This window comes from Alteromonas sp. G5_S2_22_S1, assembly GCF_054968525.1.
In genome coordinates this window covers 79,464-101,456 of sequence record NZ_JBQKUJ010000015.1, presented here as the reverse complement: position 1 = coordinate 101,456, position 21,993 = coordinate 79,464, and the positions used below count along the sequence as shown (strand labels likewise).

Below are 21,993 nucleotides of genomic sequence, written 5' to 3'. Positions count from 1 at the left end.
CGCTACGTTGAAGGGAAAACAGATTATGAGCCTTAAGAAACAATACCTTAAATCAAAACCTCTGTGCAAAGTGACATTTCGACTAAACGCGGAAGCAGCGCAAGATGCAAAAGAAGCGGCGCTTTGCGGAGACTTTACCGACTGGAAAGCCCAGCCACTAACAATGAAGAAACTAAAGAGCGGCGACTTTACTTTGACCGTTAATTTAGAAAAAGATCATGAATATCAATTTCGTTACCTTATTGACGGTGAAAAATGGGAAAACGACTGGGAGGCCGATGCTTATATGCCATCTCCAGTAAGTATTGAAGACAACTCGGTAGTTCGCGTATAGCGTCGCCCATGCGGGAAAAACGCCCAAAAAAAAGGCTGCAAAAATGCAGCCTCATATTGTTACAATAAAAGTAGCTTAAAGAGAGCTTTCAAGCTCTGGAAGCACTTCAAACAAATCACCGACTAAGCCGTAGTCTGCAACTTGGAAAATGGGTGCTTCTTCGTCTTTGTTGATAGCAACGATAACTTTAGAGTCTTTCATACCTGCAAGGTGCTGGATAGCGCCTGAGATACCTACCGCAATATAAAGCTGTGGCGCAACAATCTTACCTGTTTGGCCTACTTGCATATCGTTAGGAACGAATCCAGCATCTACCGCAGCACGCGATGCACCAATAGCAGCACCTAGTTTGTCTGCAATACCTTCAAGAAGTTTGAAGTTGTCGCCGTTTTGCATACCACGACCACCAGAAATCACTACTTCTGCTGCTGTGAGTTCAGGGCGCTCTGACTCAGTCAGTTCTGCTGAAACAAAATCAGACTTTTCGCTGCTTTTAACCACATCAATCGCGGTTACTTCAGCGCTGCCGCCCGTTGCAGCTGCATCAAACGAAGCAGCGCGAACCGTAATGACTTTTTTCGCATCAGATGATTGAACAGTTGCGATAGCGTTACCCGCATAAATTGGGCGCACAAAAGTGTCTTCGCTTTCAACACCAATAATGTCTGAGATTTGCGCTACGTCTAACAATGCCGCTACGCGAGGCATGAAGTTTTTACCCGTAGTTGTAGCAGCAGCCACAACATGGCTGTAATCACCTGCCAGTCCAAGAACTAAGTCAGCCGTATTTTCAGCTAATTGGTGCTTGTACGCTGCGTTGTCGGCAACCAATACTTTTGCAACGCCGTCAATTTGCGACGCAGCTTCAGCAACCGCTTGGCAACCTTCACCTGCAACTAGTACATGGATATCACCACCCATTTTCTGTGCGGCATTAACAAGCTTATGCGTTTCAGTCTTTAAGCTTGCGTTGTCGTGTTCTGCATATACGAGTACGCTCATGAGATCACCTTTGCTTCATTTTTTAACTTTTCTACCAGTTCAGCAACGTCTGCTACCTTAATACCACCCTCGCGCTGTGGTGGAGGCGTGACTTTCAGCACTTTTACGTTGGATTCTAGTGCTACACCGAAGTCAGCTGCCGCTTTCACGTCAAGAGGCTTGCGTTTCGCTTTCATGATATTCGGTAGAGATGCATAACGAGGCTCGTTTAAGCGAAGGTCTGTAGTTACCACAGCAGGAAGCGAAAGCGCTACTGTTTGAAGGCCGCCGTCGATTTCACGGGTTACATTGACTTTTTCACCGTCTACAACCACTTCAGAAGCGAAGGTGCCCTGAGGCATGCCTGTTAATGCGGCAAGCATCTGGCCCGTTTGGTTGTTATCAGAGTCAATGCTCTGCTTTCCAAGAATAACCAGTTGAGGTTGCTCTTCTTCAACGACTTTAGATAGAAGCTTAGCCACTTGAAGTGAATCAAGATTTTGGTCGGTATCGATTTGGATACCGCGATCAGCGCCTAGGGCAAGCGCTGTACGTATTTGTTCTTGGCAGCTTTTATCACCAATTGAAACAACAACGATTTCAGTGGCCACGCCTTTTTCTTTTAAGCGAACGGCTTCTTCAACCGCAATTTCACAGAAAGGGTTAATGGCCATTTTCGCGTTTGTAAGATCTACGCCTGATTCATCGGCCTTCACTCTTACCTTAACGTTGTAGTCGATCGCGCGTTTGACCGGTACGAGTATTTTCATATTTACCTCAATTGTTGAGTTCGTCGGTGTCTATTACGTTTCACTAATAATTAACTATTAATAATTAAAAACGTATTACTTCACCACGCTTTTTGAAACTTTAACAATGTGCTCTACGTTAATAAAAACACTGTGGAACGTACGTTTTTCAAAGGCTAACCTTAAAACGTCGTTAACACCACGTTTACGAGCAGTTATAATGCACTGCCAGTTGACGTTAACGTAAACTGCTTTGCAATGTACTTACTGTTGACGTAAACGTCAACCTGCATTACCTTGCAAAACGACAATTAATTTACATGTTTTTGACACAAAGCATTATTTGTTTCATCAATAGTGCATTATAAAAATACAAACATAAGGAGCCTCCCGTGGAACGAGAATCGATGGAGTTTGACGTAGTCATCGTCGGTGCCGGCCCAGCTGGATTATCAACGGCTTGTAAGCTAATGCAGCTTGCAAATGAAAAAGACCAAGAGCTAATGGTTTGTGTGGTCGAAAAAGGCTCCGAGGTGGGTGCACATATTCTTTCTGGCGCCGTATTTGAACCTCGCGCGCTAAATGAACTTTTTCCTGATTGGAAAGAGAAAGGCGCCCCATTAAATACGCCGGTAACTGAAGACCACATCTATTTACTTAGCGATGAAGCATCGGCCAAAAAATTACCAAATGGCATCACGCCTAAAACTATGCACAACGACGGTAACTACATTGTTTCAATGGGTAACGTCAGCCGTTGGTTAGCAGACCAAGCCGAACAACTTGGTGTTGAAGTGTTCCCAGGCTTTGCTGCATCTGACGTTATCTATAATGAAGACGGCAGCGTAGGCGGTGTACTAACCGGCGATATGGGTGTTGGCGAAGATGGGGAGCCCAAAGACGGCTACATGCCGGGCATGGAGCTTCGCGCTAAATACACGGTATTTGCAGAAGGCTGTCGCGGTCATTTGGGCAAAGAGCTAATTTCTCATTTCAAACTAGATGAAGACAGTTCACCACAGCACTATGCAATCGGCTTTAAAGAGATTTGGGATATCGACCCCGCAAAACACCAGCCGGGCTTAGTGGTTCACAGTGCGGGCTGGCCACTGGATGACGCCACGGGCGGTAGCTACCTATATCATGCCGAAGACAACCAGGTGTTCGTTGGCTTAATCGTTGACCTTAATTACGACAACCCATATTTGAGCCCCTTTGATGAATTCCAACGCTTGAAGCACCACCCAGTATTCAAGCAATATTTAGAAGGCGGTAAACGGGTTTCTTATGGTGCTAGAGCGATAGCTAAAGGCGGGTTTAACTCGTTACCTAAAATGACCTTCCCAGGCGGTCTTTTAGTAGGTTGTGATGCAGGCACATTAAATTTTGCCAAAATTAAAGGCAACCATACCGCGATGAAATCAGGCATGCTGGCAGCAGAAAGTATTTTTGAAGCAATTACAGAAAATGCAGAAGCGCCAGTTAAAGAATTAACCAGCTTTACAGACAAATTTAAATCGTCTTGGTTATATGATGAATTATTCCGTTCACGTAACTTTGGCCCAGCTATTCACAAGTTAGGTAATTTCTGGGGAGGCGCTTTTAATACATTAGAGCAAAATGTCTTTAACGGTAATATGTTTTTTACTATGAAAGACGAGCACAAAGACTATGCTCAGCTTAAAGAAGCAAAAGATGCGCAAGAGATCAGCTACCCAAAACCAGATGGCGTGCTGAGCTTTGATAAGCTGTCATCGGTATTTTTATCTAATACCAATCATGAAGAAGATCAGCCCTGTCATTTAAAACTGAAAGATCCTTCCATTCCTATTCAGGTTAATTTGCCTAAGTTCGCTGAGCCTGCTCAGCGCTACTGCCCTGCTGGGGTTTACGAGGTAATTGAGGAAGAAGGTGAAAAGCGTTTTCAAATTAACGCGCAAAACTGTGTGCACTGTAAAACCTGTGATATTAAAGATCCAAGTCAAAATATTAAATGGGTTGTACCAGAAGGTGCAGGCGGTCCGAATTATCCAAACATGTAAATTAACGCCTTAATTAGTTATTTAACGGATATTTTTTAAAAGCGAGCGTAGCTCGCTTTTTTTTTGTGCTACTTTTAATTATCATCTAGTGGAAATTAAGTACAACGTATTAAGGTTAATTAATGAGCGAATTTTTAGATATTTTAACCCATGGAAGACGTTTACAAGGTGCTGTTAAGGAATTAAGCATAGAAGAACTTGAACAAGTTCAGGAAAAACTTAGCGGTATAATTGAAAAAAGAAAAGAAAAACTACTAGAGCAAGAAAAGCTTAAAAAAGAGAAATTAGAAAAGCTTGCTGCAATTAAAAAGCAAATGGAAGAAGCAGGTCTTAACGTAGAAGATTTGCAGGCGTTAAATACAGACGTGAATAAAAAAGTAGGTAAAAAGCGCCCTGTTAAATATAAGCTTGTGGATGAGACAGGCGAAGAACATCTGTGGACAGGTATTGGCCGCATGCCTCGTGTTTATAGAGAAGCGCTGGATAGCGGTAAGTCTCTTGACGATTACGCCATTAGTTAATTTATTTATTCAGCACGTAAATAAGGTCTGTTTTTACAGGCCTTATTTTGTTTTTATGACGAGGTCAGTATCTTATAGTCAATAATTCATGGGTAAGTTAATTGTGAAGTTAAATTATAAACTTTCAAAGTGTGATGCCTCATCGCCGTGGCTAATTCTAATCCACGGGCTATTCGGCAATGCCGACAATTTGGCTGGGATAAAACGTCATTTTGAATCAAGTTTTAATATTGTAAGTGTAGACCTCCCCGACCATGGCGAGTCTCCATGGACCAATGGTTTTTTAGTGTCAGACGCCGCCGATGCTATTTACGATATTATGCAGTCGCTAAATATTGAAAAAAGTGCTGTATTAGGGCATTCCCTTGGCGGAAAAGTGGCGATGAAATTAGCGTTAAACCACAATGATAAAGTAACGCATTTAATTGTCGCTGATATTGCCCCTGTGAGTTACAACCACAGCCATCAGGCCGTATTTGATGGCTTGAAATCCGTTCCACTAGATACCATTGAGAGTAGGAAGGACGCTGACAAAATCATGTCTGCCCACGTTAAAGAAATGGGGGTTCGGCAATTTCTTGTAAAAAGCTTGTATCAAGACGAGAATGGTAGCTGGAAGTGGCGATTTAACGTAGACGGCCTTATTAGCAGTTATTCGCACATTATTGATTGGGAACAAACAACGCAGACGTTTAATGGCGTAACCTTATTTATCAAGGGCAGCGAGTCTGACTATATCACGGCAGAGTATCGCGATGCGATAACCCGCTATTTCCCAAGTGCTAAAGCACATATTATTGAAGGCACGGGTCATTGGCTTCATGCAGAAAAACCGGCGGCATTTAATGCCATTGTAGAAAGAACGCTCAACAAATCGTCTTAAAGAAGGGTTTTCATCATCATTTAAGATGAGAATGACTATTATTACATATTTTTGAACGTTTTAGGCTCTTACAGGCGTATATACTATGATATAGTTGCGCCAGAAATTTTTAAGTAACAACACTATGCTTGCAGAAAATTACGAACTCATTGAGTCCATTATGCTGTATGGCGGCTTGTCTATTCTTTTTGGATTGATGGGTTTTGCTGTACACGATGTATTACGTAAGAACGATGTTCCTCTTATTGGAAGAGTGGTAACGTACGGTGTGCTAGGTTTAGGCGCATTGGGATTTCTTGCGAAAGGCATTATTGAATGGTTTTGGCTAAGCACAGGCGTTTAATTAGTAACGATTAATAGAGGTTAGATATGGCAAGCGTTGGCCTATTTTTCGGAAGTGACACGGGTAACACCGAACATGTTGCGAAAATGATCCAGAAGGAATTGGGTAAACAGCTAATTGATGTAAAAGATATTGCTAAGAGCAGTAAAGAAGACATCGCTGAGTTTGATTTGCTTATCTTCGGTATCCCTACGTGGTACTACGGTGAAGCACAGTGTGACTGGGATGACTTTTTCCCTGAGCTAGAGCAGCTAGACTTTAATGATAAGCTTGTGGCTATCTTCGGCTGCGGCGACCAAGAAGACTATGCGGAATACTTCTTAGACGCGATGGGCATGGTACGCGATATCGTAGAAGCCAAAGGCGCAATCTTGGTAGGCCAATGGTCTACTGAAGGCTATGATTTCGAAGCATCTAAAGGTATGGCTGACGACAATCATTTCGTGGGCCTGGGTATTGACGAAGACCGTCAACCAGAACTAACCGAATCTCGCGTTAAAGATTGGTGTAAACAGATTCACGACGAACTTTGTTTGGCCGAGCTTGCGTAATCGCTCGACCCGTTAACACCATAAAAAAACCGCTCAATTGAGCGGTTTTTTTATGGGTAATTCAATGCGCATTACTTTTCAAGCTTGCTGTTACGTAAGACAGCCTCGGCTTTGAAAACCCTGTAGCCCGGCTTGCTATAAGTGAAACCGTTCTACCGCCTTTCTCAAACTTTCTGTTTGGGCATCTAGCATCATGGTTGATTCATTAGACTGCCTAGTGCTTTGCGCACTTGAATCGGCAAGCGCTACAATGCGGTTCAAGCTATTAGCCACTTCGCCGAGCAGTACATCCTGTTGCTCAGTATCGGCTACAATATGCTCATTTATGTCACTTAAACGCTCAATAATTTCACGAATACTTTCTACTTGCTGTGAAACCTGTTGCGTTATTTGCACACCCTCTTGCGCTTGCTCACGCCCAGCATTTATAGCTTTGACAGCCTCAGCCGCATCTTTTTGCAAGTTTCCAATCATTTGCTCAATCTCTTCGGTAGAGTCGTGCGTGCGGTTTGCTAAGGTGCGTACTTCATCTGCGACTACCGCAAAGCCCCTCCCCTGCTCACCGGCCCGCGCTGCTTCTATCGCTGCATTTAATGCCAACAAGTTGGTTTGCTCTGCGATGGTTTTAATCACATCCAAAATGCTACCAATACTTCGCGAGTTATCATCTAATCGCCCTATAATTTGTGCTGACGATTCCGCTTGTTCAGCTTGATTTCCTACTTGCTGACGGTTTCTCTCAACTAATTGCCCGATGTCTGTACTTTGATGAGTAATATCCCGTAGCGCCTCCATGGCGTCATTAATTTGAGCCAAATTACTTCGGCTTTTATCTTGGACATTTTTCGTATTGGTTGAGGTCACAGTGACTTGCTCGCGCTGCTTATCTACTTCCGACAAGCTCTTGTTACCAAGCTCTACGCTTTCTTTCGTAATTTCAATTAACCGCTTCTCTTGCTCTAAAATATTGCCAACAAGCTCCCTTAAGCTTTCTGTTAAGCTATTTACCTTTGCAGATAGCGCTGAAAATTCGTCATTGCCCTCTTGCGGCAGTGTGGTGCTCAAATCCCCTTTGCTAAGCTGACTTAACCCCTTGTTGATCCGACCAAGTGGTTTCGAAATGCTTCGGGTTACAATAACGGCTAAGAAAATAGCCGCGGTTAACCCCAGCGCCGCCACAATAATGTTTCGAACTAAATTTGCCTGGACTGACTCAAGAATTGCGTTTTGCCCTTCAAGCGACTGAGTCTGCACCGAATCAAACAAGGTGTTAATGTCTGTTAATGCTGTTTGTAATGCTTCTTTCGCACGCTTTTGTGCCTGCGTCGCTTTTTCAACCTCTGCGAGCTTTTGCAGCTGCAGAGCAATAAGGCCATTTGCCCCCTTCACCGCATCGATAAGTAAATTATATTGTTCGTTGAACGCATCAATTGTACCGCCATCATCAATACCTGTGGCAAGCCGGTTCACGTAGTCTTTATCTACTTGAAGGTTACTTAACTGATATTCTAAATCTTCAATAATATTGGCGCTTTGCTCTGCGTTATGTGTCTCGGCTAACTCAATGAATGAATCGTTCATTGTGAGAAGTTTATTGTCGATAGCGGTACCCGCTCCGATGAGTGTTTCAATACTGGGGTCGCTGCTTTCTAGGTAAGAGAGATCCAGCATTAATGCACTGGCCTCATCGGCTGTCATTAGTACTTTTTCCAGTTGACCAGCAAGGGCTTTTTCAATGTTCATTCGCTCGTTGATGGCGTCATACATTTGGTTACTACTACTTACGTAGGCCAAGCTTACTTCCACCGCATTCGTCGCTACCGCATTTTTCGGCATAAGTGATTTTAGGCGCGAGAGATCATCGGAAAACGCCGATGATAAAGTATCAAATGTCGATTTATTCGCTGATAGCTCAGCAATATCTTCAACGTGATAACCGTTAGCTGTTATTACAGATAGCGACAAGATTTCGGTTTTAACTTTGACCATGCTGGTTTGCACTGGCATTTTCTGCTCTACAACATCCAACGCAGAATCTTTAATGCCGCTAAGACCGAAATAGGAAAGAATACTAGTGAGTAACAGTAAGCAGCCGAATAGACCAAAGCCTAGCGTAATTTTATTTATAATTGTTAACTGCATGGGCACTTCCATTAAAACTACATGCCAAAAAACAAAAGGTTTATTACTACCTCTTTAAGTTTAGTTTAACAGGGTGTTAATTCAATGCATTAAAACTTTTATTTATTTTACTTATTTAGCTGAATTATCTTGCACTTACATTCTGGTCAGGCCAGATGAGTTAAGGGGTGCACCGCATGCCCTAAATTTCAATTCAAAGGCCAATGGGTAATTTTTCAGCGAGAAAACAAAGTTTCCACAGTTTTACTTTTAAATTGTTTCAACTTACCTATAATAACCCCCAAATACTTATTCACTCGTTCTTAGTAGGTTGTAATGGATCAAAATAAAGAATTGAAAAAAGCAGGGCTTAAAGTCACTCTGCCTCGCCTTAAAATTTTACAAATTCTGCAAGAGCCAGAAAACCAACACATCAGTGCTGAGGACGTATACAAAATTCTTATCGAACATGGCGAAGAGATTGGACTAGCAACCGTTTATCGTGTTTTAAACCAGTTCGATGACGCAGGTATTCTTAACCGCCATCACTTCGAAGGTGGGAAGTCTGTATTTGAAATTAGTCACAAAGATCACCACGACCATTTAGTATGCCTTAAGTGCGGTAAAGTAATTGAGTTCGAAGATGAAATTATCGAAGAACGCCAAGAGATGATTGCTAAAAAGCACAAGATGAAACTTACCCATCACAGCCTTTATCTATATGGTGAGTGTACAGACGGCAACTGTGACAACATGCCTGAATAGACATTATAGCTACTGTGCTATAGCCCGCATTATTAAGCGGGCTTTTTTGTAGGTATCAAGCGTTAAACTTATAGGCATGGTATGCTTTGATCGCCTGCTCCCAGACGTCGCCCACTTCCCCAGTTCCAATAGCTTTTCCATCAACCTCTATTACCGGCGCGACTTCTTTACTCGACGAAGTAAGCCACACTTCATCGGCCTCAAGAAGCGCTTCTTTGCTAAACCAAGCCTCGGTTACAATTAAGCCAGCTTGTTTGAATGCTTCAATAGCGATAGCTCGCGTAATACCGGGCAGTAACTCGTGATTTAACGGCGGTGTGGTAATGCTGCCATCTTTCACCATAAATACATTGCACGAACTAGCTTCTGTTATCATGCCTTCATTATTGAACAAAATAGTTTCATTTACCCCTGCGTCAACCCCAGCTTGAAAGTGCATAACGTTGCCTAGTAAAGAGGTAGACTTGATGTGGCAGCGTTGCCAACGTTTATCTTGTTGCAATGCCACTTTAAACGGTTTCACGTCAGCTTTCGCTAAAGGTTGCGGCGGGGCTATTTCAAAGGCAAAACCAAATACGGTAGGCGGTATGTCTTTCGGATAAGCATGGAAGCGCTTTGAGTCTGTCCCGCGGCTTACATGAAAATAAATGCCTATATTGCCACTGTCTATAAACGATGCATTTTTCTCTACTAAATTAGATAAAATTTCATGCCACTGGCTTGCCGTATAAGGGTTTGTGATTGCAATAGCTTCAAGGCCTTGAGCCATTCTTGAGGTGTGCCCTGTAAAACCTACCGGGTGTCCCGCGTAGGTGGGGATAACTTCGTAAATACCATCACCGAAAAGAAACCCTCTATCCATTGGAGAAATTTTTGCCTCATCAAGAGGCATATACTCGCCGTTTAAAAACGCAATTGTCACAATATTTCTCCTTCTAAGCGCCGGCGCCGACTTGTCATCAAAAGCCAATCAGCCCGCGCTTCTTCTTCGTTCTGAAACGTAAAATTAACTTTTTCGCCAGGCACCGCTTGTGCCAAGCGACTGATATCACAGGGGCTAACACAACCCAGCTTAGGGTATCCGCCGAGCGTTTGCCGATCGCACATCATAACAATAGGTTGACCATCGCCCGGCACTTGAATCGCCCCCAGATGTATAGCTTCTGAGCGCATCCGCACCATATCTGATGCGACGCTTTCGCCTGTCAGTCTAAACCCCATACGATCTATCGATGTAGACACTGTATAAGTGCTCGTTTCAAAGGCGCGCACAGCAACCCGACTGAAACTTGAATACTGATAGCCTGGCACAACCCGAATAGACTCAACAAACCCGTAATCCTCTCGATACTGCTGGGGTAATACTCTTAGCTCTGGCTTCTCTTTCGGCTTAGTATTCGCGCTTATTTTAAAACAATCCCCTTTAACCAAGGCACTGCCTTTGCCGTCTAGACCACCTAGTTTCTCACGTACAACAGTGCACGCGCTGCCCACCACTTTCGGTACTTGCCAGTTCCCACATATCGCCAGGTAGGTTTTGCTTCCTAACAACTTACTGCCAAAACGGATATGTGAGCCAGCCTCAACAGCATAGGTTTGGTAAACTTCTGCCGACTCTCCGTTTATTAAAAGCGAAGGCTCTCGGCCCGTCACTGCAATGACACAGTCTTGGTCAACCTGCAATTCCATTTCGCCAATCGCTTCGATACAAGGCGTACCGTCTAAATTAAAGGCTAAAAAATTAGCCCAATGATAAGCTTGGCTATCCATGGGTCCAGACTCACAAAAACCGTCCCGCTGCCGCCCTACTCTGCCGCTATCAACAATAAGGCTGAACATTCCTTTGTCGAGTACTTCAACTTTCATAGTGCGACCTGTATTCCTGCTCTGTAATGGATACAAATTTAACGATATCACCTGCTTTTAACCGAGACTCGCTATGCTCTTCACTGTGCAAAAGCATGTCAAACGACGTGATCCCTAATAAATTCCAGCCACCCGGCGATTCGCTAGGGTAAACCGCGGTTTGCCTGTCTGCGATAGCTACTGCGCCCTTAGGCACGCGCTTACGCGGTGTACCTAACCGAGCACAGTTCATTGCTTCGGGAATGTCTCCCATGTAGGCAAACCCTGGCGCGAAGCCCACCGCGTACACCTTGTAAGTTACGCTCGTGTGCAGTTCAATAATCTCATCGATAGAAAGCGACGTCTTCTTACTCACCACGCTTAAGTCACTCGCATGTGGCGCGCCGTACCAAACGGGTATTTCGATCACGGCGCTTGTACCCTCTACAGAGTTAGCTGAGTTAGCCCCCTTGCTTTGCGCGAACTCGCTTGTGTCTGAAAGCGCATGCAGGGCTTGATATACACCATGGCTATCAATGAGGGCCATATCGAAAACGACAAGCAGGCTATCGTAGGAAGGCACGCATTCTTTTAACCACGACCACTGATTGCGTTGCGCATCTATGGCTGCGAGCATGTGGTGACACGCATTATTTGCCTCATCTAGGTTTACGCCGTCAAAATACACGATTATGGCATCGGCGCCAGCCGTTACTAATCGCTTGATACGACCGAAAGCTTGCATCTACTGTCCTTGATACTGTTATTATTCTTAATAAATGTGTTTTTTATGGGGCAAGTTTATAGAAAACTTCTGATCCTTTGCGCAATACTTACAGCACCTTGCGTGTCACCATGAACACATAGTGAGTCGGCTTCGACGGTTAACGTTTTTCCAGAAGCGGTAGTCACCGTGCCTGATTCAATTAGCTGCTCTGCTTGCATTAGCGCGTCGTCTTCGTCTAATACAGCACCTTCGATACCGCGAGATTGAAGCAACCCCTCATCGGTGTAGCGCCTGTCAGAAAATGCTTCAAAATACAGGGGCAATTCCCACCCTTTTGCCTCTTCTTTAAGCGCGGCATTTTGTGCAGTGGCTTGGACCATTAAGGTTAATGGCGCACCAGTCGATAACGCATTAATTTCAGCAATGCTCTGCATAACTGTACGCCTTACTTCTGCGTTTTTCATCATATCATTGTATAGCGCACCGTGAGGTTTAACATAAGTAACGTTCACGCCATAAAGTGCAGCCATGCCTGATAACGCGCTAACCTGATACTGTAGCATTGCATTAAGTTCATCGGATGCTATGGCCATGCTTCGCCGGCCAAAGCCCTGTAAATCTGGATACGCTGGGTGAGCGCCTACTGCTACCCCGTGTGTTTTTGCAAGAAATAGTGCCTGTTTCATCACTAGCGGATCGCCAGCGTGAAAACCGCACGCAATGTTTGCTTGGTCAATTTCCGCCATAATGGCTGATTCCACCGGCATAGACCACGCGCCAAAACTCTCACCTAAATCGCAATTTAACTTCATAATGGTTTTGCTCTTACCTTCATTCCAGTATCATGTTACCTGTTCTTTTTAAAAAGTCAGTGCTGATGATAAATATTGGAAAAATTAATACACTACGCGTGGTAGCCCAATACCCTTTTGGCTACGCGTTAGCGCCACTTGTCGAAAAAACCGATGATGGTGACGGCGTAATAGAAATTGATGATGCTGATGAACAGCAAACCGTCACTCTCGCTATCGATGAAGTAAAGGCATCGCTTGCTGAAGACCAAGAGGTTGAGGTATTTGTTGCTACTGATCAGCGCGGCGACCTCTATGCAACCATGAAGAAGCCGCTTATTCAAGTTGGCGAAACAAAAGTGCTAAAAGCGGTATCAGCGACCAACTTTGGGGCGTTCTTCGAGTGGGGTTTAGATAATGACTTACTTGTCCCTAACGACTACCAAGCGCAGCCGGTTAACCCCGGTATGTATTATGTGGTTCACACGTTTTTCGATGACAAGACCCAACGCATTTTAGGTGCAACGAAACTTCACTATTTCTTAAAAGAAGGCAGTGCCTATTTAAGTGAAGGCGATACGGTTGAGTGCTTGGTATACGCTAAGACCGATTTAGGCTTTAAAGTGGTAATTAATGAAAAAAGCCTAGGGCTTATTTTCCATAGCGATGCCTTTAAGCCGCTTAAAGTAGGGCAAGCCACTGAAGGTGTTATCAAAACCATTCGTGAAGATGGCAAGGTTGATGTCGCGCTGCAGCGTGTTGATAAAGGCGGCCGCGACGCCCTTCAACAAGCAATACTCGATGATCTAGAAGCCCACGGCGGCATTTCAACGTTAACCGATAAAAGTGCGCCGGATGCCATCTATTCACATTTCAATGTGAGTAAAGCGGCCTACAAAAAGGCACTGGGCGCCCTGTACAAGCAAAAGAAAATCACGCTTAGCCCTGACGCTGTTCGCCTTATCAAATAATCGCAATGTTTACTGCTGCACTTTTCCTTAAGTGCAGCCACCTTTTTTAATCATTAAAACGCTAGGACATAAAATGAAAGCACGTGTTTCTTGGGATAAAGACCTGACATTTACCGGTACAACTGACAGCGGCTATAAAACCGTAATGGATGGAAGCGGTAATGCTGTATCGCCTATGGAATCAGTACTTTTGGCTGTGGGTGCATGTTCAAGTATTGACGTGGTAGATATCCTTAAGAAAGGTCGTTTTTCTATTGAAGCGTGTAATTGTGAAATGGAAGCTGAGCGTGCTGAGGAACCCCCTCGCGTGTTTACAAAAATTCACGCCCATTACACAGTGTCAGGCGAAGGTATTAGCGAAAAAGCACTCGCTCGCGCTGTTCAACTTTCCGCTGAAAAATATTGTTCAGTAATGCTTATGCTGACGGGTAATGTAGACATCACCACCAGCTATACTTTGGTTTAATAAACTATAGTGCAATACACCGCTTATTAGCGGTTCTGGCTAAGCATTAGTATAAAAAGCTAACCCTATCGGTTAGCTTTTTTCGTTTGTGCGTCTCAAATCATGCTACCCTGTTGAAATCATTGAAATTTAACATTGTGTAACATCATTGGCATGCTAGATGCTGTATACGGTCATTATTATATAACGACATTAACGTTAAGGTTATTGACCATGGAAACAGCAACGCGCAGCACCGCTTTATTATCGCTTAATTCACTTTCTCACTTCGCCCCTTCTTCATTTAAACGACTATTAGGCTGCAGTATTGTTGTGTTGTCTTTAGCGACAACCGCATGCTCTGACGCCGACGCCATAGACGCGAATGCAGAGTCTGCAACGGTTGAAGAGACGGTTTTTGCCATACCCGTTGAAACGCAAACGATTATTACAGGGGATATCACCTCTACCTACGACACAACAGCGATACTAGAGGCGCGAGAAGAAGCGTTTGTGGTCGCCCGGGCCTCTGGCATTATTGAAGAGATATTTGTTGAAGAAGGCGACTATGTCGAAAAAGGGCAAGTACTTGCACAACTCGACAAACGCCGCTACGAATTAAACCTCTCCAAAGCACAGGCCGATTTAAAGGGTATTGAAAGCGAGCTTGAAAAGGTCAATAAAGTTTATTCTCAAAAGCTGATAAGCGATGACACCTACGACAAGCTTACCTCGCAGTTTGAGTCGGCAAAGGCCTCAGTTCGTTTGGCTGAACTAGACTTAAAAGAAGCAACGATTACGGCACCTATCGATGGATATATTGCAGAAAGAAACGCCAAGGTAGGTAACTTAACTGAGTCTTTCCAACGGGAAAGGATGTTTCATATCGTTCAGCAGCGAAACCTTCAAGGCATTGTGTACTTACCCGAAAATGAGCTACCTAACGTGGTGATTGGGCAAGGTGCGACGCTGACTATTGCTGCATTAAGCGATAGAAGCATTAGTGCAAACGTGGAGCGAATAAGCCCCGTAATTGATGCCACCACAGGTACATTTAAAGTCACCCTTAAAGTGCCCAACCAAGATAACATGCTTAAAGCAGGCATGTTTACCGATGTATCTCTTGAATATGCTACTCATGCTAACGCTACACTGCTTCCTCGTAGAGCCCTTGTCACTATCGACAACAATCACAGCGTATTCGTTGTAGATAACGGCAAAGTGAAAAAAGTAGATATTTCTACCGGCTTTGAAAATAACGAGATGATTGAAGTGATAAATGGCCTAACTGGAAGCGAAGAAGTGGTCACTGCGGGTCACCAAAATTTAAAAGACAGCGCCCCTGTTGAAGTTGTAAACAGCTAATTCGGCCAATCAAGGATTTAGACTATGCGTATCGTAGATATCGCCGTAAAACGCCCTGTTGCCGTAAGTATGTTCATCTTCGCGGTATTGTTATTTGGTATGGTGTCGTTAGGCAGACTATCGGTGAACTTGCTGCCAGACTTGTCTTACCCCACCCTTACTATTCGAACCGACTATGACGGCGCAGCGCCTGGTGAAGTAGAACAGCTAGTATCCAAACCAATAGAGGAAGCCATTGGCGTAGTTAAAGGTGTGCGTAAAGTAACCTCTACTTCGCGAGCGGGTCAATCTGATGTGGTGCTGTCTTTTGCTTGGGGGACCGACATGGATTTCGCAAGCTTAGAGGTGCGAGAAAAGCTTGATGTATTGCAGCTTCCCCTCGATATAGAAAAGCCACGACTGCTTCGCTTCAACCCAAGTTTAGACCCCGTTATTAAACTGGGGCTTACCGCACAAAGTGACGCATCAAGTTTGAGCATAGCGCAAATGAAGCGCCTTCGGTTGTATGGCGAACAACAAGTAAAGCGTTCTTTAGAGTCAGTCGAGGGGGTTGCTGCCGTTCGGGTTGGCGGTGGTTTAGAAAATGAAATTCACATTCTTATTGACCAGCGAAAAGCCAGTCAACTCTCTATTCCTATTACCCGAATTACAGAGCGAGTAAGGGCTGAAAATATTAATGCGGCGGGAGGCAGAATTGATAACGCCGCACAGGCATTTTTAGTAAGAACCCTTAATCAGTTCGAAACACTAAACGACATAGAAAACCTATTTATAGGTCGTTTTGAAGGTAGAAACATTCAGCTTAAAGATGTAGCAACAGTAGAAAATGCGTATAAAGACCGAGATGTAGTAACGCGCTTCAACGGTAGCGAGGGGATCGAAATTGCCATCTATAAAGAGGGTGATGCTAATGCGGTAAACGTCGCGCAGAAAGTGGCGAAGCGTTTAAGTGAAGTGAACGACAATTTGCCCGCTAATTATATGCTTAGTGAAATTTACGACCAAAGCGTATTTATAAAGCAAGCCATAGACAATGTTAAATCGGCTGCTGTTATGGGCGGTGTACTTGCCATGTTAGTCCTGTACCTGTTCTTGAAAGACTTTTGGGCAACGATCATTATTTCCGTGTCTATTCCGGTATCAGTCATTGCCACCTTCAATTTGATGTATGCCAATGACATCAGTTTGAATATGATGAGTTTGGGCGGTATTGCCCTTGCCGTAGGACTGCTTGTCGACAACAGTATTGTGGTGCTTGAAAACATTGATCGTCATAAAAAGCTAAAAGCGTCAGCAAGCGATGAAGCGGTAGCGGGTGAAGGCGTTGCATCGGCCGCTAGCGACTCTGCTGCTAGCGAGGGCACAAAGGAAGTCTCTGGAGCTATTATTGCCTCTACCCTTACCACCATGGCGGTGTTTGTACCGCTTATTTTTGTTGAGGGCATTGCAGGGCAACTGTTTAAAGACCAAGCCCTAACCGTGTCATTCGCCTTGGCTGCATCGTTAGTGGTAGCGCTAACCCTTATACCTGCCATGGCGCATAAACGGAAGAAGCAGCAGCTTGATCATGAAGACGTATTTACTACGCCACCTGCTGTGCGCCCTACTTCGACATTGGGCAAAATGATGTACTGGGTTACGTTACCAATTCGCTGGGTATTTAAACTGGTCTTTGTATTTTTACCTGCAGCTTTAGTTACGCTAGTAATAGGTGGATGGCATATCGCGAGTAGGGTTTTAGGCGCAGCGTTTAACCCCCTAATTTGGGCGTTCAATAAAGGCTTTGACCTACTTGCCTCAGCGTATGAAAAACTACTTAGCATCAGCCTTCGCGCAAGAACCGCGGTGCTTTCTATTGCTTTCGTACTGGCTGCTGGTGCCGTTGTACTTGTACCTAAACTTGGTATGGAGCTTATACCCACCTTATCTCAAGGAGAATTTTCAGTAGAAGTTACGCTACCTGCAGGTTCGCCCCTCGCCCGCACCGATGCGATTATTAACGAGCTTGCCAATGTGGCATCTGCGAGTGAATCGAACGTGCTGCGCACCTATGCTATGTCGGGAACAGGAAGCCTAATAAGTGCTGCACCTAATCAAGGGGGTGATCATTGGGGCCGTTTAAACATTGTTATGCAGCCCATTGCAACCCCACAAGATATGGCTGATGTTAAAAATGCGCTACGAGATAGCTTAGCGTTTAAACCTGAGGTTCAGGCCACGTTTTCAGAACCCGAACTGTTTAGTTTTGCCTCGCCTATTCAAATTGAGATTGCAGGGTACGATCTCAAACAATTACAACAGTATGGCGACGCTATTGCCACGAAACTTGCCAGCTACGGCAACTTTGCCGATGTGACTACCAGCATTCGCGATGGAAACCCTGAACTTAAAATTGCGTTTCACCATGCTAAACTCGCTCGCTTGGGGCTTGACGCAGCAGGTGTTTCGCAGCTTATTGCAGCAAAAGTAGGCGGGCGTATTGCCACACAGTACAGTGTTGAAGATAGAAAAGTTGATGTACTGGTTCGAACGCAGGAAAACCAGCGAGATGATATAGCCAGCATAAGGGCGATAGTAGTAAATCCGGACTCGGTACAGCCTATACCGCTTAGCGCCGTGGCAGATGTGTATATGAGCGTAGGCCCTAGTGAAATAACGCGTGTGGGCCAGCAGCGTGTTGCGCTGGTTTCAGCAAACTTAGCCAAAGGGAAACTCGATGAAGCCGTTGCCATCGCCAATACAGTTATTGACGGCACGCAGCTTCCCCTATCGTTAAGCGCCTCGGTAACCGGTCAGAGCGAAGACATGCAAAGTAGCTTTCGCTCGCTACAGTTTGCGCTAGCGCTTGCGGTATTTATGGTTTATCTGGTTATGGCGTCGCAATTTGAATCATTACTTCACCCTTTGCTAATCCTTTTTGCTGTGCCTTTAGCCGGCGCAGGCTCGGTTTACGGTTTGTGGCTAACCAATACACCACTTAACGTAGTTGTGTTTATTGGTTTGATCATGCTTTGTGGCATTGTAGTGAATAACGCCATAGTGTTGGTAGACCGCATCAATCAGCTACGTCGCCAGGGGTTAGAAAAAAACGTGGCTATTATGCAAGCCGCAAAAACCCGTTTGCGCCCTATTGTAATGACAACCTTAACCACGGTATTAGGTTTACTTCCAATGGCATTCGGCCTAGGCGAAGGAGCAGAGATTCGTACGCCGATGGCCATAACCGTTATTTATGGGCTGCTGTTTGCAAGCTTACTAACCCTTATATTATTGCCTGTGCTTTATAGCTTATTCGATGTTAAGAAAACCCTTGTTAAAAAAGACCCGGTAAAAACTAACGCGAGTTTAAGCTACAGCGACGAAGACAGGTTGTCGAAAGGGGGTGTGCTATGAGTACGCCTTCTAAGATTGCTGGTGTAGGCGCATCACTGGCGCGCTTTGCACTCAATAAGCCTGTGACGATAGGCATGCTGTTTTTGTCTATGCTGCTTTTTGGCATTGTTTCTGGACGTCTATTACCGCTGGAAAAGTTTCCTGGCATAGATATTCCAGAAATGGTGGTGCAAATTCCTTATCCCGATGCTACACCGGTTGAAATTGAAACCATGATCACCCGGCCCGTAGAGGAAGCCGTTGCCACGATGTCGGGGATAAAGCGTCTACGCGCTCGTTCATACGACAACATGGCAGAAGTCATTGTAGAGTTCGATTGGGACGAAAACCTCAAAGCAAAAAGCATCGAGGCACGCGAAAAAATAGATGCCATTCGCCACGAGCTTCCCGACGATGTTGAGCGAATTATGGTGTACAAATTCAACACCAACGACATGCCTATTTTTCAACTTCGCGTGTCTAGCGACAGAGACCTATCCAATGCGTACGACTTACTTGAAAGAAATTTAAAACGGCCCTTAGAGCGCGTACCCGGCGTGTCAAAAGTAGAGCTATACGGCACCATGAAGCGGCAAATTACCATTCGCTTAGATCCTAAGAAAATGGCGGCATATCAAATTGATGGCACCCGTTTAGAACAACAACTTCAAAACGCAAACTTTTCGCTGACTGCAGGCTACATGTACAACAACGGTGATAAAATATTGGTAAACCCGACTGGCGAATTTAGTGACGTTAACGATTTTAAAAACATGTGGGTTACCCGCAGCGTTCGCTTATCTGATATTGCCAGCGTGACTTACGAGTTGCCGCAGCGCAACGAAGGACGTCATTTAGATCGCACCTTTGCTGTAGGTTTTAACGTCTTTCGCGAATCAGGCAGTAATTTAGTAGAAGTGTCCGATGCGGTAATGAAGGTTATCGATAAAGCGAAAGAAGACCCAGAATTCACTGGCATTAGTCTGTTTGTTATGGATGATACTGCCAAAAGCGTCACTTCATCGTTAAGTGATCTTTTAAACGCAGGCCTTTTAGGCGCTTTGCTGTCGGTTATTGTGCTGTATTTATTCTTACGGCAACTCACCACAACGTTAATTGTCGTGCTTTCTGTGCCCTTTTCTATTTGTATCACCCTTGGGGTTATGTACCTCTTAGGCTATACGCTAAACATTTTATCGCTAATGGGGCTAATGCTGGCAGTAGGTATGCTGGTTGATAACGCAGTGGTTATTACTGAGAGCATTTTTCAAGAGCGCCAACAAGAAGGCAGTGTTAAACGGGCCACGCAGATTGGTGTGAACAAAGTAAGCCTTGCCGTTATCGCGGGAACGGCAACCACTGCCATTGTGTTTTTGCCAAATATTATTGGCGTAAAAATAGACGTGACGATCTTCTTAGAGCACGTAGCAGTGGCCATTTGTATCTCTTTATTTGCGTCACTATTTATTGCAAAGACGCTTATCCCGTTACTGACTACCAAAGTTAAGATACCTGTCGTAAAAACTGCCCTAACACCTGCTTACATTACGCGATATGGACGGGCGCTAAAGTGGATGCTCAAACACCAAGGAGCAACCTGTGTTATCGCCTTAGCGATCCTGGCGTCTACCTTCGTTCCCATGCAAGTAGTCACCTCCGATGATGAGGGTAATAACAACCAAGAGCGCATATGGCTAAACTATCATGTCACACAAAACTTCACGCTTGAGGAAGTTGAAAAGACCGTTGATAAAATGGAAGCTTACCTATATGAAAACCAGGCGCGTTTTCACATCAAGCAAGTATATACCTACTTTACACCTGGTCACGCAGTAAGTGGTATTACGCTTAACGATGAACTCCCCGTCAGCGTTGCGAGCATCAAAGAAGATATTCGCGAAAATATGCCTTCTTTAGTACGTGCTCGTCCGTCTTTCCAGTGGGATAGCGGCAATGGGGGTGGCATACGAGTAACCTTGTTAGGTGAGTCTTCAGAAACACTGCTTAGCATTTCGAAGCAAATTATCCCTATCCTTGCCGCTGTTGATGGGCTAGAAGATGTTAAAGCGGATACGGGCTCTACACGCGACGAAGTGCAAATTCGTATAGACCGAGAAAAAGCGAACCGCTTTGGTATTCAAGTTAACGACGTTGCAAAATTAGTATCGACAGCCTTACGCGGTAGCAACTTGCGTACATTTCGCTACGGTGACGCTGGAGAAGTAGCAGTACAGTTAAAGTTTGGCAGCGATATTCAGGCGTCGTTAAGCGCGCTTAAAAATATCAATATTGGGTTTACACAGGGGCAGTCAGTAACCTTAAATATGATTGCAGATTTTTCTGTTGTACCACAGTTATCACAAATTAATCGCAATTATCGCCAAACTGCACTAGCGATTGGCGCTAATTTAGAAGGTGAAACCACAACCGAGCAAGCCCGAGAGCGCATAGAGCAAGTGCTAGCGAATATTGAACTGCCTACGGGCTATAAATGGACGTTAGACGGAAGCTTTTCTCGCCAAGATGAAGCAAACGCGGTTATGCAAATGAACATGCTGTTAGCCCTGTGTATGATATACGTGGTTATGGCTGCCCTGTTCGAGTCGCTAATTCTTCCTACGTCAGTGATCACTTCCCTGCTTTTTTCGTTCACAGGCGTGTTCTGGGCGTTTATGGTAACAGGCACGTCTATGTCTATTATGGGAATGATCGGCATGCTCATTCTCATGGGTATTGTGGTGAACAACGGCATAGTGCTAGTAGACAGAATCAATCAACTCATAGGTGAGGGTTTGTCGCTGTATGACGCCGTCATTGAAGGCTGTATGACCCGAGTCCGTCCCATATTAATGACGGTTGCTACAACAGTGCTGGGTTTAATTCCTCTGGCGCTAGGCAGTACGCGAATTGGGGGAGACGGCCCGCCTTATTCTCCAATGGCCATTGCCATCATAGGTGGGTTAGTGTTTTCAACATTAACCAGTTTATTCTTAGTACCCCTGGCTTATGTGCTGCTACTTAAGCTTAGGTTCAAAACTCAACGCCTATTCAAAACCAGTAAGGCACGGGTGGCCGCATGGGGGCGAATAGCTAATTAACGTTAAAAAGCGGGTCTAGTTTTCACTGTCGTCGTTACAAATAAACGCCGTTTTGTGAAACCTACCCCGCTTTTTCTGGCTTTAACTTT

General features: G+C 44.7%; 19 protein-coding genes. 12 read left to right on the top strand and 7 right to left on the bottom strand.

Features of this window, described 5'->3' with window-relative positions; all coding sequences use genetic code 11:
- Nucleotides 1-25: 25 nt before the first annotated feature.
- On the top strand, nucleotides 26-334 hold the full coding sequence (locus tag ACTRWF_RS15350) for an isoamylase early set domain-containing protein (RefSeq protein ID WP_012519179.1): 309 nt from the start codon (nucleotides 26-28) through the stop codon (nucleotides 332-334).
- Between the two features lie 75 nt (nucleotides 335-409).
- Here the strand turns inward: ACTRWF_RS15350 and ACTRWF_RS15345 are convergent, their stop codons facing one another.
- On the bottom strand, nucleotides 410-1,336 hold the full coding sequence (locus ACTRWF_RS15345; protein WP_012519180.1) for an electron transfer flavoprotein subunit alpha/FixB family protein: 927 nt from the start codon (nucleotides 1,334-1,336) through the stop codon (nucleotides 410-412).
- Complete coding sequence (locus ACTRWF_RS15340; protein WP_012519181.1) at nucleotides 1,333-2,085, bottom strand: electron transfer flavoprotein subunit beta/FixA family protein; 753 nt, start codon at nucleotides 2,083-2,085, stop codon at nucleotides 1,333-1,335. The genes ACTRWF_RS15345 and ACTRWF_RS15340 overlap by 4 nt, the downstream gene beginning before the upstream one ends.
- Before the next feature lie 371 nt (nucleotides 2,086-2,456).
- Here ACTRWF_RS15340 and ACTRWF_RS15335 point away from each other — a divergent pair, with 371 nt between their 5' ends.
- The 5 genes from ACTRWF_RS15335 (at nucleotide 2,457) to fldA (ending at nucleotide 6,404) form a co-directional block, all read left to right on the top strand.
- Nucleotides 2,457-4,106 carry an electron transfer flavoprotein-ubiquinone oxidoreductase gene (locus ACTRWF_RS15335; protein ID WP_012519182.1) on the top strand — a complete coding sequence of 550 codons (1,650 nt, stop codon included), beginning with the start codon at nucleotides 2,457-2,459 and terminating at the stop codon, nucleotides 4,104-4,106.
- A 122-nt stretch (nucleotides 4,107-4,228) separates the two neighbouring features.
- Nucleotides 4,229-4,627: an H-NS histone family protein gene (locus ACTRWF_RS15330; RefSeq protein ID WP_015067381.1), complete on the top strand. Its 399-nt coding sequence runs from the start codon at nucleotides 4,229-4,231 to the stop codon at nucleotides 4,625-4,627.
- Between the two features lie 103 nt (nucleotides 4,628-4,730).
- Nucleotides 4,731-5,510: an alpha/beta fold hydrolase gene (locus tag ACTRWF_RS15325; protein WP_051025793.1), complete on the top strand. Its 780-nt coding sequence runs from the start codon at nucleotides 4,731-4,733 to the stop codon at nucleotides 5,508-5,510.
- A gap of 124 nt (nucleotides 5,511-5,634) precedes the next feature.
- Nucleotides 5,635-5,853, top strand: a complete 219-nt coding sequence (locus ACTRWF_RS15320; RefSeq protein WP_012519093.1) for a DUF2788 domain-containing protein — start codon at nucleotides 5,635-5,637, stop codon at nucleotides 5,851-5,853.
- A gap of 26 nt (nucleotides 5,854-5,879) precedes the next feature.
- On the top strand, nucleotides 5,880-6,404 hold the full coding sequence (gene fldA / locus ACTRWF_RS15315; RefSeq protein WP_012519094.1) for a flavodoxin FldA: 525 nt from the start codon (nucleotides 5,880-5,882) through the stop codon (nucleotides 6,402-6,404).
- A gap of 135 nt (nucleotides 6,405-6,539) precedes the next feature.
- Here the strand turns inward: fldA and ACTRWF_RS15310 are convergent, their stop codons facing one another.
- A complete protein-coding gene (locus ACTRWF_RS15310; protein ID WP_012519095.1) occupies nucleotides 6,540-8,546 on the bottom strand; it encodes a methyl-accepting chemotaxis protein in 2,007 nt (668 codons plus the stop codon).
- A gap of 315 nt (nucleotides 8,547-8,861) precedes the next feature.
- Between ACTRWF_RS15310 and fur the strand changes: the two genes are divergently transcribed.
- Nucleotides 8,862-9,290, top strand: coding sequence for a ferric iron uptake transcriptional regulator (fur, locus tag ACTRWF_RS15305; protein WP_012519096.1), 429 nt, complete (start codon nucleotides 8,862-8,864; stop codon nucleotides 9,288-9,290).
- 55 nt (nucleotides 9,291-9,345) lie between these two features.
- Here the strand turns inward: fur and ACTRWF_RS15300 are convergent, their stop codons facing one another.
- Genes ACTRWF_RS15300 through ACTRWF_RS15285 form a run of 4 tightly spaced genes read right to left on the bottom strand, consistent with a single transcriptional unit; the run spans nucleotide 9,346 to nucleotide 12,674 of the window.
- Entirely contained in the window at nucleotides 9,346-10,212 is an 867-nt protein-coding gene (locus ACTRWF_RS15300; protein ID WP_012519097.1) for a D-amino acid aminotransferase, read from the bottom strand.
- Entirely contained in the window at nucleotides 10,209-11,156 is a 948-nt protein-coding gene (locus ACTRWF_RS15295) for a 5-oxoprolinase subunit C family protein (protein WP_012519098.1), read from the bottom strand. Before ACTRWF_RS15295 ends, ACTRWF_RS15300 begins: the two co-directional genes overlap by 4 nt.
- Nucleotides 11,146-11,880, bottom strand: coding sequence for a 5-oxoprolinase subunit PxpB (gene pxpB, locus ACTRWF_RS15290; protein ID WP_462835807.1), 735 nt, complete (start codon nucleotides 11,878-11,880; stop codon nucleotides 11,146-11,148). The genes ACTRWF_RS15295 and pxpB overlap by 11 nt, the downstream gene beginning before the upstream one ends.
- Nucleotides 11,881-11,936: 56 nt before the next feature.
- Nucleotides 11,937-12,674 (bottom strand): 5-oxoprolinase subunit PxpA, encoded by a 738-nt coding sequence (locus tag ACTRWF_RS15285; protein ID WP_020746084.1) that lies wholly within the window; start codon nucleotides 12,672-12,674, stop codon nucleotides 11,937-11,939.
- A 65-nt stretch (nucleotides 12,675-12,739) separates the two neighbouring features.
- On the opposite strand from ACTRWF_RS15285, the gene ACTRWF_RS15280 reads away from it, so the two are divergent.
- The 5 genes from ACTRWF_RS15280 (at nucleotide 12,740) to ACTRWF_RS15260 (ending at nucleotide 21,904) form a co-directional block, all read left to right on the top strand.
- Entirely contained in the window at nucleotides 12,740-13,624 is an 885-nt protein-coding gene (locus tag ACTRWF_RS15280; RefSeq protein ID WP_012519101.1) for a CvfB family protein, read from the top strand.
- 73 nt (nucleotides 13,625-13,697) lie between these two features.
- Nucleotides 13,698-14,090 (top strand): OsmC family protein, encoded by a 393-nt coding sequence (locus tag ACTRWF_RS15275; RefSeq protein ID WP_020743751.1) that lies wholly within the window; start codon nucleotides 13,698-13,700, stop codon nucleotides 14,088-14,090.
- Nucleotides 14,091-14,303: 213 nt separating this feature from the next.
- Nucleotides 14,304-15,434, top strand: a complete 1,131-nt coding sequence (locus tag ACTRWF_RS15270; protein WP_012519103.1) for an efflux RND transporter periplasmic adaptor subunit — start codon at nucleotides 14,304-14,306, stop codon at nucleotides 15,432-15,434.
- Between the two features lie 24 nt (nucleotides 15,435-15,458).
- Nucleotides 15,459-18,827 (top strand): efflux RND transporter permease subunit, encoded by a 3,369-nt coding sequence (locus ACTRWF_RS15265; RefSeq protein ID WP_462835806.1) that lies wholly within the window; start codon nucleotides 15,459-15,461, stop codon nucleotides 18,825-18,827.
- Complete coding sequence (locus ACTRWF_RS15260; RefSeq protein WP_020746087.1) at nucleotides 18,824-21,904, top strand: efflux RND transporter permease subunit; 3,081 nt, start codon at nucleotides 18,824-18,826, stop codon at nucleotides 21,902-21,904. Before ACTRWF_RS15265 ends, ACTRWF_RS15260 begins: the two co-directional genes overlap by 4 nt.
- Nucleotides 21,905-21,993: the final 89 nt, after the last annotated feature.